Consider the following 13,974-nt stretch of genomic DNA (forward strand, 5'->3'; position numbering starts at 1 on the left):
ATGGCAAATGTCTCAAGTTCATTTTTTAAATTCAATGGAAATCTGTGGATAGTTAGTGTGTAATATATCCATTCTATTTACAGATGTTAAGTTGTGGTAAAATATGAGACACGTATTGTATGGACTGATATAAAGCATGGATGTCCATAATAATTGATAGATTTGGTATTAAATCATGATTGTATGGAGGTGGCGTGATGAAAGTATTCTTGAAATTAGGTTGGTTTTTTAAACAACAAAAAACGAGTTATCTCATAGGCTTAGGCACCTTATTGTTAATCGCATTAATTGAAATTGTACCGCCTCAAATCATTGGTCGTACAATTGATGAGATGACTTCTAATAGATTAACGCCTCGATTATTAGCCATTTATTTATTCATACTTGTTATTACTGCAATATTAACTTATGTTCTCAGATATGTATGGAGATTATCTATATTTGGAACAAGTCAAAAATTAGGTAAGATATTAAGGACCTATCTATATAAAAAATATACAGAAATGAGTGCTATCTTTTTCCAAAATAGAAGAACGGGTGATCTGATGGCACATGCTACGAATGATATCAGAGCTGTTCAAAATGCTGCAGGTGCAGGTATTTTAATGATTGCAGATTCGTTGATAACTGGTGGCACAGTCATTATCACGATGGCAACAACAGTCAGTTGGAAATTAACGTTAATTGCCATGATTCCACTTCCATTTATGGTATTGCTTACCAGCATTTATGGTTCGCTACTAAGTAAAGGATTTAAAAAAGCACAAGCTGCGTTTAGTAAACTAAATGATAAGACACAAGAGAGTGTGGCAGGTATCAAAGTAACTAAAACATTTGGCTATGAACCAAGTGATCAGGCGGATTTTAAGCATTTAAGTGATGATGTTGTTGCGAAAAATTTGAAAGTATCAAAAATAGATGCACTTTTTGATCCGACGATTACTTTAGTCATAGGTATGAGTTATTTCTTATCAATTGCATTCGGTGCGCAGATGGTTTTTCATAATGATATCAGCTTGGGGCAGTTAATCACATTTAATACATATCTTGGCATGCTGGTATGGCCTTTACTAGCGCTAGGCCTGTTTTTTAATATTGTCCAAAGAGCTAAAGCATCATATGAACGTATTGAGGAAATTGGCGAACTACCTAATGATATCGATACTTCATATGTCATTGATGAACGTCCTCAAGGGGATATAAGGTTTAATATAAATCAGTTTCATTTCCCGGGTAATGAGGATCAAGGTATTTATGATATTAATTTTACAATTAAAGAAGGTTCTACAGTTGGTATTGTTGGTCGTACAGGTTCAGGTAAGAGTGCATTAATTAGGTTATTATTACGAGAATTTGATACACAACACGCTCAAGATATTGAATTTGGTGGACATCCTATTCGTGATTACAATGTTGAGTTATTAAGAGCTCAATTTGGTTATGTGCCACAAGAACATTTTTTATTTTCAACAACCATACGTAATAATATTGCATTTAGTAATGAAACGATTGACGATGAGAAAATATTTGAAGCTAGCAAGCTTAGTCACATTCACGATGATATCATGCAATTTTCTAAAGATTACCAAACCGTAGTAGGCGAACGTGGTGTATCGTTATCAGGTGGTCAAAAGCAACGTGTTTCTATTGCACGTGCGCTACTCGTTAATCCAGAAATACTCATTTTAGATGATTCATTATCAGCAGTAGATGCACAAACAGAAGAAGCCATATTAGAAAATTTGGAACATCTGAGAAGCGGTAAGACCAATATTATAACGGCACATAGAATGAGTGCTGTAAAACACGCCGATTTAATTATAGTAATGAATGAAGGCCGTATCATCGAGCGTGGTAATCACGCAACACTGATGAGTAAAAAAGGTTGGTATTATGATACTTACCAGGCTCAAGCATTACAAGAGCAACTGTCTCGCAACTTGGATAGTCTAACGAAAGGGGATGGTGAAAATGACTGAAAATGCTAATCTAACAGCAAAAGATCAAGGTAGCGCACTCATTAGGTTATTTAAATACACCTTACCCTATAAATGGATTATTGTTTTGGCCTTTATTACGCTCATATTATCAACGATTGCTAGTATGATGACACCTTATATGGTGAAAATTTTCATCGATGATTATTTAACACCACGCCATTTTCCTAAAGAGACAATGGTATGGTTGATTGTTATTTTTATTAGCATACAGTTGATTGGCGCTATCACCCTTTACTTTAGCCAATATTTATTTCAATATTTAGCATTTAAAGTAATTCAACAATTAAGGATTGATGCATTTAATAAGCTGGGTAAATTAGGTATGAGATACTTTGATAAAGTACCTGGTGGTAGCATTGTTTCTCGACTTACAAATGATACAGAAACGATTGTTGATATGATTGTAGGTGTTTTTTCCACATTTATAATGGCATTCTTTATGATGATTTCAAGTTACATCATGATGTTTGTGTTAGATGTCAAATTAGCTTTAATTGCGCTCATTTTTTTACCTATCATAATGATAATATTAGCAAGTTATAGAAAGTATTCTGCTTTTTTATTTTCAAAGTCAAGACAACGGTTATCTGATTTAAATTCGAAGTTAGCGGAATCTATAGAAGGCATGAAAATTATCCAAGCCTTTAATCAAGAACGCCGATTAAATAAAGAATTTAATAAGATTAATGATGAACATTATCAATATATGTTAAAAACTGTTAAATTAGACAGTCTTTTACTTCGCCCTGCAATCAGTTCTATTTCAATTTTTGCGGTTGTAATGATTCTTGGATACTTTGGAGTAATCAGCTTTACTACTGGCATCACTGCAGGTGTGGTGTTTGCTTTTGTACAATATATGGAACGTTTTTTTGAACCTATCAATCAAGTAAGTCAAAATTTAAATATACTGCAACAAGCGCTGGTTTCAGCAAGTAGAGTGTTTGCACTCATCGATGATGATACGTATGAACCACAACAAGAAGCAAACAATGACAATGCTATTGAGACCGGTGAAATCGAGTTCGACAATGTGAGCTTTAGTTATGACGGAGAAACAGACGTGTTAAAAAACATTAGTTTGACCGCGAAACCAGGAGAAATGATTGCGCTTGTCGGTCATACAGGTTCTGGTAAAAGTTCTATCATCAATCTCTTCATGCGTTTCTATGAATTCAATCGCGGTGATATTAAAATAGACGGCAATTCAATTAAAAAGATACCAAAAACAGAATTGAAAGAAAAAATTGGCTTGGTTTTACAAGATGCCTTTATGTTCTATGGCACGATAGCTTCAAATATTAAACTTTATCATCCTTCAATGACATTTGAACAAGTGAAAGCAGCAGCAGAGTTTGTTCATGCAAATCATTTTATTGAAAAACTGCCAAATCAATATCAACATAAAGTGATTGAGAAAGGTAGCGCATTTTCAAGTGGTGAAAGACAGTTGATTGCTTTTGCAAGAACGATTGCAACAAATCCTAAAATCCTAATTTTAGATGAAGCCACAGCGAATATAGATTCAGAAACAGAGGAACAAATCCAACAATCTTTGAATAAAATGAGAAAAGGCCGTACGACATTAGCGATTGCCCACCGATTATCTACAATTCAAGATGCTGATCAAATATTTGTATTAAATAAAGGGGAAATTGTTGAACGTGGTACGCATGCACAATTGATAGCACAAAAAGGTATTTATCATAATATGTATTTATTACAGAATGGATAAAACTGTTATCATAATTAATTTAAATATAAGTATAGGCATAGGATGACGAGTGTGAAACTCGATGTCCTATGCCTATATTAATAGGTCCAATGTTTGATTAACCGACATACACATCTTGATATTCATCATGTTTTTCAATAACGCTTTTAGCAAATGGACATGTAGCAGATACTTTTAAATTATTGTCACGTGCGTAATCAACAACAGCTTTAACTAACTGAGAACCAATACCTTGGCCACCCATTTCTTCTGGTACACCAGTGTGGTCAATATCGATTTGATTATCATTTTGTTGGTTAAAAGTAATTTGAGCTTGTGGATTATTTTCGTCATCACCAATGTAAAATTTGTTTGTACCTTGTTTAATTTCAGCCATAATATCGCTCCTTAATTTTTGTCTATAGTTATTAAATATCACATTTTAGCGACTATTAAACAATTTGTGATTGAATGAAATGAGAAGAAATGTAATAGATTGAGTTAAAAGCATTGAAATATTGCAAAAATAAGTTTATAGTTTTAACGAAATAATTTCGATTTGGAGGGGCGTTTTTTGAAGAAAAGTATAATAATCATGCTGACATGTGTAATGATGATTACATTAAGTGCGTGTGGTAACATCAATAAAAGTGAGAAAAAAGACGTCAGTACAAATAATAAACTTAAAATATATACAACAGCTTTTGCTTTTCAAAGTTTTACGGAGCAAATTGGTGGCAAATATGTAGATGTTGAATCAATTTATCCGCCTGGCGCAGATATGCATTCTTTTGAGCCAACACAAAAAGAAATGGTGAATATTGCTAAGAGCGATTTATTTATTTATTCTAATCAAGATATGGATCCTGTCGCTAAAAAAATTGCGGGCTCAATCAATAATGAGCATCTAAAATTACCTGTAGCAGCGAATTTAAAGCAAGCTGATTTATTATCAAATCATGAACATGACCATGAGCACGAAGGACACGAAGCGCATGAAGAACACGATGAACATGAAGGGCATGATCACGAAGAGGGTAGCAAAGATCCACATATTTGGCTAGACCCAGTTCTAAACAAAAAGATGGTGAAAGCGATTAAGGACGACTTAGTGAAAAAAGATTCACGCCATAAAGCATATTATGAAAAACGTTATAAACAACTTATTGCTGATTTGGATGATATTAATCATGAAATGAAAGATATTACTTCAAATCCTAAACGAGATACAGTAGTGATTTCGCATGATTCTATTGGTTATTTAGCCAATCGTTATGGATTTAAGCAAGAAGGTGTCAGTGGTATGAATAATGAAGAACCTAGTCAAAGGGATTTAATGGCTATTGTTAAGCGCATTGATGATACAAAACAACCGTATGTGCTTTATGAACAAAACATCTCTTCTAAAGTAACAGATGTTATTCAGAAAGAATCTAACACAACACCGCTTAGCTTCCACAATATGGCTACACTATCTAAAAAAGAAATGAATGATAAAGATATAACCTATCAATCACTTATGAAAGAAAATATTAAATCATTGGATAAAGCATTAAATCATTAATTAGAAAAAGGTGCGCATAACCATTTATGAACTGTCATAAATAAGCTATGTGCACCTTTTTTATTTTGAGCACTTTTCCGTCAGTATCAATCTAATGAACTTATATTATAAAAATAATAGTCGGTATTAACAAAAGGCATGGTGTAAGTTAGTTAATCATATCTAATATAAGAAACAATTGTATTATAATACGCTTCTAAGCCATGAATACCATCAGCGCCACCTAAGCCAGATTCTCTCCAACCAGCATGAAAACCATTAACGACTTCTTCGGCTTCACAATTGGCATAAACTTCAACAAATTTAAGTTTTTCAGTAGCTAACATAATTTCTTTTAAGTTTTCAGAAAAGATATATGATGATAAGCCTGCATTCGTATCATTGGCTTGGTTAAGCGCATGTTCAAATTCAGAATATGTCACAATTGGTAAAACAGGACCGAATATTTCTTCTTTGAACGCACTGTCTTCGGGATTGATATGATCTAAAATAGTAGGAGCATAAAAGAAACCAGAACGCTTAATTTTATGACCACCAGTGATTTATTGAGCACCATTTTATACAGCATTTTGTACTTTGTCATCTATACTGTCAAGTTGTTGTTGATTAATAATGGCACCATAATCTGTAGATTCATCAAACGGATCGCCGACTGTTAATTGTTCCATTTGAGCTTTCAATTTGTCGATAAATGTATCGTGAACTTCTTGGTGGACAAAAATACGCTCAGGACAAGTGCAAACTTGACCAGCATTATTTATTCTTGCTGTAACAATATAATTAACGGCTTTATCTAAGTCAGAATTTGGTGTAACGATAACTGGCGCGTTACCTCCAAGCTCTAAGTTTACTTTTTTGACTGTAGAGGCACTTTCAGCATAGACAGACTTGCCAGCGCGCATACTACCGGTTAATGAAATGAGTTGGATATCAGGATGTTGTGCTAGTTGCGTTCCTACAGTTTCACCTGTACCTGGTAATATTTGTACTAGGCCAGCAGGTATCGTTGAGGCACGTAGTAATTCTGCGATTTTTAATGTAATTAAAGAAGTTGCTTCACTTGGTTTAATGACAACAGAGCAACCAGTAATAACAGCAGGAATCACTTTTCTCATCAAGACCATAATTGGCGCATTCCAAGGTACAATGCCTGCAGTTACACCAATCGGTTTTTTCGTTAGTAAAATGGTTTCATTTTCACGACTATTTTGTAAAACTTCTCCTTTATTATTCATACTCAATCCAGTCATATAGTCAATGAATTGAATAGTTTTATCAATTTCACCTTTTGCTGAAGCTAAGGTTTTACCTTGCTCTTTAACATAAAGTTCAGCTAATGTATCTTTGTTTTGTTCTAATAATGGAATGAGCAATTTAACATGATCAGCGCGTGTAGGCTCTGGTGTTTTTTCCCATTCTAATTGAGCTTGTTTGGATTTTTCTACAGCATCATTGACTTCGGCTTCCGTTGCAAATGTAATCGTATCTATTTTTTTCTCTTGTTGCAGGGTTGATAACATCCATTGTGTCAGTAGATTTACTTGCTATAAATTCATTGTTTATAAATAATTGATTCAATTGTGACACCTCCACAATATATACATAACACTTAAGTAATGTTGAAAAACCGAACGCTTGATTTTCATTGAAACGTACATTCAATATATTATTTTATATGTCCAACTGAAAGTGCTTAAAACGGACTAATGCTAAATTTGGAGCGGGTGATATATTTTTTATACTTATATGTTGACAGAAAGTGAATAGCCCATTATAATTTATCTCGAATTCGAAATAAATTTAGGGAGTAGGTGAATAAAGTGGATCGTACACAAATATCTTTAAATACATTTGTTGGTTTAAATCGAACCTTAGATCATCTAATGAAAATCGTTAAAACAGATGTGCAACGTTATGGATTAAATGTAACAGAATTTGCTGTAATGGAGCTGCTTTACAATAAAGGTGACCAACCCATTCAACGCATCGGTAATCGTGTATTAATAGCAAGTAGTAGTATTACGTATGTCGTAGATAAATTAGAAGAAAAAGGCTGTGTAGTTAGACAACGCAATGAGAAAGATAAGCGTGTGACGAATGCATCTTTAACCGATAAGGGACGTAGTATGATGGATGAAATATTCCCAGATCATGCATCAACATTAGAATCTACTTTTTCAGTACTAACAGATGAAGAAATAACGGTATTACAAACAGCTTTAAAAAAATTAAGTGCTCAACCGATTGAATAAAAGGGCACTTAAAATTTTTATCAAAAATTACTTCGAAATCGAGATAATTATAAGAGAGAGGCGTTTATTATGACAAATAACCAATTATTAGGTATTCATCATGTCACAGCAATGACAGATGATGCGGAAAGAAACTATCAATTTTTCACAGAAGTATTAGGTATGAGACTCGTTAAGAAAACAGTAAATCAAGATGATATTTATACGTATCATACATTTTTTGCGGATGACGAAGGCTCGCCTGGAACGGATATGACATTCTTTGATTTTCCTAATATTCCTAGAGGGGCAGCAGGTACAAATTCAATTACACGTCCTTCATTTAGAGTGCCAAACGATGAAGCGTTGGAATATTATGAGCAACGATTTGACGAATTTAATATTAAACATGAAGGTATACAATCACTCTTTGGTACAAAGGTATTACCGTTTGAAGAGGTAGATGGTCAAAGTTACCAACTGGTGTCTGATGAGCATAATAAAGGTGTGGCACCAGGTAAACCATGGAAAAATGGTCCAGTACCAATGGATAAAGCAATCTATGGTCTAGGTCCTATCGAAATTACCGTGAGTTATTTTGAAGATTTTATGAAAATACTTGAAGATGTATTTGGCATGACAGTCTTAACTAAAGAAGACGGAGTAGCCATTTTAGAAGTCGGTGAAGGGGGTAATGGGGGTCAAGTTATCTTAAGGAAAGATACAGATGGACCTGAAGCAAGACAAGGTTATGGTGAGGTGCATCATGTATCATTTAGACTAAAAGATCATGCAGCAATCGTACAATGGTTAGAAAAATATCAAACATTAGGTATCGGTAATTCTGGTTTAGTAGATCGATTTTATTTTGAAGCGTTATATGCACGAATAGGACATATATTAATTGAAGTTTCTACAGATGGACCTGGATTTATGGGTGATGAGCCTTATGAAACATTGGGTGAAAGTCTAGCTTTACCACCATTTCTAGAATCACAAAGAGCCTATATTGAATCAGAAATACGTCCGTTTGATACAAGCAGATAAAAGGACTTTTGGTTAGAGTAAACCACCATAGCATAAGATATAAAGGGAAATTTAAATTCAAATATTTAAGGAGGTAATTTTATGGAAGCAATTCAACATATTCATCATATTTCAGCAATTGTAGGTAATCCAGAAGAAAATATTCGATTTTACAGAGATGTATTAAATCTAAAATTAATTAAAAAAACGGTTAATTATGATGATCCATCCACTTATCATCTTTACTTCTCAAATGGAAATATTGAAAATGGTACGATTTTAACGTTTTTCAATTGGCCAAATGCACATAAAGGTCGTAAAGGAAATGGGCAAGTCGAACGCATTGCTTTTAGAATACCTAAAAACTCAAGGGATATTTGGAAAGCACATTTACAAGCACATCAAATTGAAGTAGTAGAAACTAGATTGTTTGATCGTGAAACATTAGAATTTAACGATACACATGACTTACCTTTAGCATTAGTTGAAGCAGATGACGATAACGACCAAACTGACACACAGAGTATCATTGGATTTCATGGGGTGACTTTATTATCTAGTCATCCTAAGGCAACGTTGAATACACTAGTAAACGATATGGGTCTTCATAAAGTGAACGAAGATGACAATGTGGTACATGTTGAAACAAAAGGCCATTGGCAACATCATGTGATTATCAAAAAAGAAAGCGCTCAAATGAATGTTCGTTGGGGTGTTGGTGTTGTTCATCACATTGCTTGGTCAGTTCCAACTGATAAAGTACAACGAGAATGGTTAGTTAAAATGACTGGTAAAGGTTATCATGTGACTGACGTTAAAGATCGCAACTATTTCAAAGCTATTTATATGAAAGAGCAGGGTGGCATTATCTTTGAATTTGCGACAGAAGGCCCTGGTTTTACAGTTGATGAACGATTTGAAACATTAGGTACGCATTTAGTATTACCACCTCAATTTGAAGACAGAAGAGAAACGATACTTCAATTGCTACCACCTATTCGTATATAGAAAATAGATATAAGAGGAGGCACACTTGATATGGAACATATTTTTAGAGAAGGTGAAGCAAATGCACCTACATTGATTTTACTACACGGGACAGGTGGAGATGAAAGTGATTTATTACCATTAAGTCAGCTACTTAACCCTAAGTATAATGTGTTAAGTATAAGAGGTGAAGTATCTGAGAATGGAATGAACCGTTTCTTCAAACGTCACGGTGAAGGACAATACGATATAGAGGATTTAAACTTTCGAACAGATAGACTCATTGCATTTTTAAAAGAAGCTGCTGAACGCTATGGTTTTGATTTATCGCTAGCAATTCCTGTAGGTTTTTCAAACGGTTCTAATATTGCAATCAGCATGATTTTACATCAGGACATTTCATTTCAAACAGCACTGTTATATGCACCACTTTATCCGGTGAATGATGCGAATGATAAAGATTTAAGTGGTATGCATGTATTACTTTCAATGGGTGAACATGACCCAATTGTTACAAGCAAAGATAGTCAAAATGTCATTGATTTATTCGAAAACCGTGGTGCAAATGTCACGCAAGTTTGGGTGAATAGTCACGAAATGACTCAAGCAGGTGTGGTAGCGGGTCGAGACTTATTAAACAATATTTTTAAATAATTTCCCAATATAAGTCACCATTTGTTATACATGATACAAAGTGTAGATGGCTTGCGGCGATTTCAATTTTAGAAAATGAAGTCAATCTAGACTATAATATATGGATAATAGAAAAGGTGGCGATCATAATGAATCATCAAGCGTTGATAGTGATGGATATGCAAAATGGTATTGTAAATGGTTTGCAGCAAAAAGAAAATATAATAGCTAATAATCAAAAAGTAATTGAGACTGCACGTCGTAATAGTATGCCAGTCATTTTTGTACGTGTTGCGTTTACAGGGGAATATATGGAAGTTTCACCAAATAATAAAATGTTTTCGCAAATGAAAGCAAAAGGCGTGCCTATGAATAAACAAGATGAATCAACTCAAATTGTTGAAGCGTTGAATCGCCAAGCAAAGGAACCCCTTGTAATGAAGCATCGATTAAGTGCGTTTACTGGTAGTAATTTAGAGGTGTTATTACGCGGTTTGCAAGTTGATCATCTTGTACTTACAGGTGTGAGTACAAGCGGTGTCGTATTATCTACAGCAGTTGAAGCGGCAGACAAAGATTATAAGCTAACGCTATTATCAGATGCAATGGCCGATCAAGATGTAGAAAAACATCAATTTTTAATCGACAAAATATTAACGCGTTATGCAGATGTGACAACAGTAGAAGCATGGTGTAACAGTTAAAATAAAAATAAATGCCCTATGTTATATTTCAAACATTTACATGACTTTAGCATTAATCATGTCGTTGAAATCATAACATAGGGCTTTATAGTTACATAAGGCCGATGAGTTTCATCCATAAAGAGCCGATACCTAACCATACAATAAAGTAAAATATCGCAAGTACGGCATTCATCGTCCACCATCGATTTTGAGAAACATAGCCTGCTGAATATAAAATAGGTGCAGGACCACTACTATAATGTGTAGTAGATGCCATTAAATTACCGAAGAAACCTAACATTAACGCACTGAAAAGTGGTGGTGCACCAGTAGCGATAGCGACGCCTAATAATGCTGAGTACATAGCACTTACATGCGCGGTTGAACTAGCAAATAAATAATGAGAATAGAAGTAGAATAAGATTAATAGTACTAACACGATTGGCCAACTAAGACCTCCTAAACTACCTGAGATAGACTTACTTAGCCAAGGAATAAAGCCCAGTTCATTAAGTTGATTAGCCATCATTACTAATATTGAGAACCATACTAATGTATTCCAAGCACCAGTTTCTTTGAGTACGTCACTCCAAGTAAGGACACCGGTAATGAGTAATAAGGTTAGTGCGATAAAAGCGGTTAATGTCGCATTGATATTTAACGTGCTACCTAATACCCAAAGTGCAAGTGCAACGAGAAAGATGCTAACCATAAATTTTTCACTGGTCGCCATTTTACCCATATCTTTAAGCTCGTTTTGAGCCCAAGATTTCGCATTAGCAGTTTCTTTAATTTCTGGAGGATACATTTTATAAATAATTAATGGCACAAGGATTAACGATATGATACCAGGGATGAGTGCTGCAATAAACCATTGCATCCAGGTAATATCTACGCCTTGATGTTTCGCTAAAGATTGAGCCAAAGGGTTGCCTGCCATAGCAGTAAGAAACATGGCAGCTGTAATAAGGTTGCCGTGGAATTCTGTAAAGATAAGGAATCCACCCATTTTACGTTGGGTACCATCTTCAGGTTTTGATCCAAATGAACGGGAAAGTGCATTAATGATTGGAAACATAATACCACCAGCACGTGCTGTATTACTTGGTGTGGCAGGTGCTAAGATTAAATCTACACCAATCAATGAATAGCCCAAGCCTAAAGTTTTCTTACCAAATAATTTAACAAATTGTAAGGCGATGCGTCGGCCTAGACCTGTTTTTACAAATCCTCTTGAAATAAAAAATGCCATTGCTATAAGCCAAATACTACTATTTCCAAATCCAGAAACTGCAGTGTCTATCTTAACGGTTTGCGTTAATACCGCGAGTGTAAAACCAATCATTGCAACGGCGCCTATTGGAAGTGGTTGTGTAATACAACCAATAATTGTTGCTACAAAAATTGCAAACATATGCCATGCGCCAACATCTAAGCCTTCTGGTCTAATTGGGGTAAGTAGCCAGATAATGATACCAATCAATATGGGAAAGATAAATTTTCTGTAGTGGATGTCACTATTCATATTATGATGCACCTTTCTTGTCCTTTTATTTGATAAAAAACTAAATATAGTACAAGTATATGATATTAAAATCGTATTTAAGAAAACTAGCGTAGAAGACGCAACTAAAGCGCTTACCACACTATATTTAACATCATATCCTATTAATTTATTATAAGATTTTTCATAATAATTATAGTTCTGTCAAAACCTTATGTAAAGCTAGCTTTTAGAAAAATAATGGCAACATCATTAACTTATAGCGTATAAGTTAATGATGTTGCCATTTACAGAGATATTTTATTGTAATAAGCAATAGTTTAGCATTTTTAAATGGGGGTTATTTACGTGAAATACCTTTTATCAAAATTGGAAATAATAATATAAAACCAAAGATCCCCATAACAGGAAATACTTTTCCTATTAAATCAATAAACCCAATGAAGGTCGTAGCAAAGGTAAGGATTGCCATACAAATAATCATAATATAATAATGTTTGCTATAAGGTCTTGTAAATCTAGAAGCAAATGCATACATAAGACCCACGACAGTATTATAAATAACTAATATCATAACGATAGACATAAATAAACCAATCATAGGAGAAATTTCTTTTGCTAATAATAGTGATGGCAGTGCGACATCTTTTATGTGAGAGAATTGCGATACCATGCCTAAGTTTAACATAAGCAATAAGAAAGTAATGATTAAGCCACCTATCATGCCTCCGTAAACAGAGGAAGATTTAAATTTTAAACGACCTCCCATTACAGATAAAAAGCTGAACGCTGCTGCAATTTGTAAGCTCCCATAGTTAATTGCATCGAACCACCACCATTGATCAGAACGAGTCCCGGTATTCGCGTATTGATTGGGATCACTAAAGCTGAGTGAACCGGTCATTAAATAATACATAGCAATAATAGTAACGATAATAACTAAAAAAGGTGTGACCATACCTAGAATTGCGATGAGGCGTTCAAATTTTAAGAATAATGTTATTAAAATAATTGAAATTAAAAGTACAGAACTCAATGCATATGGTATATTAAAACTTTCATGAATCGTTGAAACCCCACCTGCCGTCATAATCATAGCGAGTGCAAGTAGAAATAAAGTTAAGATGATATCAAATAAAGTGGCAATACGCTTGGGTAAATAATACTTTATAGGTCCAGTGTGGTTATGTGCATTTAAATTATAGCCAGTTTGGAGTACAAAAATGCCACCTAGAGTGACAATACAACCCGTTATAATCACGCCCCAGATACTGTAATTGCCATTACTGGTAAAGAATTGGAATATTTCTTGACCTGTAGCAAATCCAGCGCCTACAACCACACCAACAAAAGCAAATGCCACAATAATAATTTCTTTTAAACTTGTCATAGTCATATAAATCCTTTCAATGGTGTAGATAATATAAATGTCATTCATATATATAAACTCACAATTTATTATTTTAGCTTAAAATAAAATAAATTGAAAAGAAAAAGTATTTTTGATAAGAACAATTGTATTTTTAGAGAGAACTTAAAAGTGCGCACATAAACGTATTTAGATTAATGGTTTATCAAAGTGGGTAAATGATGAAGGTTCTTTGGATGCGTTAAATTTAAAAATTTGAT

Annotated in this window: 11 protein-coding genes and 1 pseudogene; 8 read left to right on the top strand and 4 right to left on the bottom strand. The window is 34.1% G+C overall.

Going from position 1 to position 13,974, the window contains the following annotated elements; translation table 11 throughout:
* Positions 1-197 precede the first annotated feature (197 nt).
* Positions 198-1,979 carry an ABC transporter ATP-binding protein gene (locus M1D64_RS01905; protein WP_480977539.1) on the top strand — a complete coding sequence of 594 codons (1,782 nt, stop codon included), beginning with the start codon at positions 198-200 and terminating at the stop codon, positions 1,977-1,979.
* A complete protein-coding gene (locus M1D64_RS01910; protein WP_041079312.1) occupies positions 1,972-3,735 on the top strand; it encodes an ABC transporter ATP-binding protein in 1,764 nt (587 codons plus the stop codon). Before M1D64_RS01905 ends, M1D64_RS01910 begins: the two co-directional genes overlap by 8 nt.
* 97 nt (positions 3,736-3,832) lie before the next feature.
* Here the strand turns inward: M1D64_RS01910 and M1D64_RS01915 are convergent, their stop codons facing one another.
* Positions 3,833-4,114: a GNAT family N-acetyltransferase gene (locus tag M1D64_RS01915; protein WP_172439371.1), complete on the bottom strand. Its 282-nt coding sequence runs from the start codon at positions 4,112-4,114 to the stop codon at positions 3,833-3,835.
* A 174-nt stretch (positions 4,115-4,288) separates the two neighbouring features.
* Between M1D64_RS01915 and M1D64_RS01920 the strand changes: the two genes are divergently transcribed.
* Positions 4,289-5,278 (top strand): metal ABC transporter solute-binding protein, Zn/Mn family, encoded by a 990-nt coding sequence (locus M1D64_RS01920; protein WP_115343720.1) that lies wholly within the window; start codon positions 4,289-4,291, stop codon positions 5,276-5,278.
* A 152-nt stretch (positions 5,279-5,430) separates the two neighbouring features.
* Here the strand turns inward: M1D64_RS01920 and M1D64_RS01925 are convergent.
* Positions 5,431-6,802 (bottom strand): annotated as a pseudogene (locus tag M1D64_RS01925) (aldehyde dehydrogenase family protein).
* A 296-nt stretch (positions 6,803-7,098) separates the two neighbouring features.
* On the opposite strand from M1D64_RS01925, the gene M1D64_RS01930 reads away from it, so the two are divergent.
* The 5 genes from M1D64_RS01930 (at position 7,099) to M1D64_RS01950 (ending at position 10,859) form a co-directional block, all read left to right on the top strand.
* Positions 7,099-7,530, top strand: a complete 432-nt coding sequence (locus M1D64_RS01930; protein ID WP_037537676.1) for a MarR family winged helix-turn-helix transcriptional regulator — start codon at positions 7,099-7,101, stop codon at positions 7,528-7,530.
* 69 nt (positions 7,531-7,599) lie between these two features.
* Positions 7,600-8,556 carry a ring-cleaving dioxygenase MhqE gene (gene mhqE, locus M1D64_RS01935; protein WP_115343721.1) on the top strand — a complete coding sequence of 319 codons (957 nt, stop codon included), beginning with the start codon at positions 7,600-7,602 and terminating at the stop codon, positions 8,554-8,556.
* Between the two features lie 81 nt (positions 8,557-8,637).
* On the top strand, positions 8,638-9,543 hold the full coding sequence (locus M1D64_RS01940) for a VOC family protein (protein WP_075339881.1): 906 nt from the start codon (positions 8,638-8,640) through the stop codon (positions 9,541-9,543).
* Positions 9,544-9,573: 30 nt separating this feature from the next.
* On the top strand, positions 9,574-10,176 hold the full coding sequence (gene mhqD, locus M1D64_RS01945) for a methylhydroquinone degradation carboxylesterase MhqD (protein WP_069826151.1): 603 nt from the start codon (positions 9,574-9,576) through the stop codon (positions 10,174-10,176).
* 128 nt (positions 10,177-10,304) lie between these two features.
* Positions 10,305-10,859 carry a cysteine hydrolase family protein gene (locus M1D64_RS01950; protein ID WP_480977540.1) on the top strand — a complete coding sequence of 185 codons (555 nt, stop codon included), beginning with the start codon at positions 10,305-10,307 and terminating at the stop codon, positions 10,857-10,859.
* A 91-nt stretch (positions 10,860-10,950) separates the two neighbouring features.
* On the opposite strand, the gene M1D64_RS01955 is transcribed toward M1D64_RS01950, so the two are convergent.
* Together M1D64_RS01955 and M1D64_RS01960 are read right to left on the bottom strand one after the other, a co-directional pair.
* Positions 10,951-12,366, bottom strand: a complete 1,416-nt coding sequence (locus M1D64_RS01955) for an anion permease (protein WP_115343722.1) — start codon at positions 12,364-12,366, stop codon at positions 10,951-10,953.
* A gap of 319 nt (positions 12,367-12,685) precedes the next feature.
* Positions 12,686-13,735: a YkvI family membrane protein gene (locus tag M1D64_RS01960; RefSeq protein WP_115343723.1), complete on the bottom strand. Its 1,050-nt coding sequence runs from the start codon at positions 13,733-13,735 to the stop codon at positions 12,686-12,688.
* Positions 13,736-13,974 lie beyond the last annotated feature (239 nt).

This window comes from Staphylococcus sp. Z5-21 (genome assembly GCF_056529615.1).

Bases quoted from the DNA above. Each gene is read 5' to 3' on its own strand.
- M1D64_RS01905 (WP_480977539.1), top strand. From the start codon at position 198: ATGAAAGTATTCTTGAAATTAGGTTGGTTTTTTAAACAACAAAAAACG.
- M1D64_RS01910 (WP_041079312.1), top strand. From the start codon at position 1,972: ATGACTGAAAATGCTAATCTAACAGCAAAAGATCAAGGTAGCGCACTC.
- mhqE (WP_115343721.1), top strand. From the start codon at position 7,600: ATGACAAATAACCAATTATTAGGTATTCATCATGTCACAGCAATGACA.
- M1D64_RS01940 (WP_075339881.1), top strand. From the start codon at position 8,638: ATGGAAGCAATTCAACATATTCATCATATTTCAGCAATTGTAGGTAAT.
- mhqD (WP_069826151.1), top strand. From the start codon at position 9,574: ATGGAACATATTTTTAGAGAAGGTGAAGCAAATGCACCTACATTGATT.
- M1D64_RS01950 (WP_480977540.1), top strand. From the start codon at position 10,305: ATGAATCATCAAGCGTTGATAGTGATGGATATGCAAAATGGTATTGTA.
- M1D64_RS01955 (WP_115343722.1), bottom strand. From the start codon at position 12,366: ATGAATAGTGACATCCACTACAGAAAATTTATCTTTCCCATATTGATT.
- M1D64_RS01960 (WP_115343723.1), bottom strand. From the start codon at position 13,735: ATGACAAGTTTAAAAGAAATTATTATTGTGGCATTTGCTTTTGTTGGT.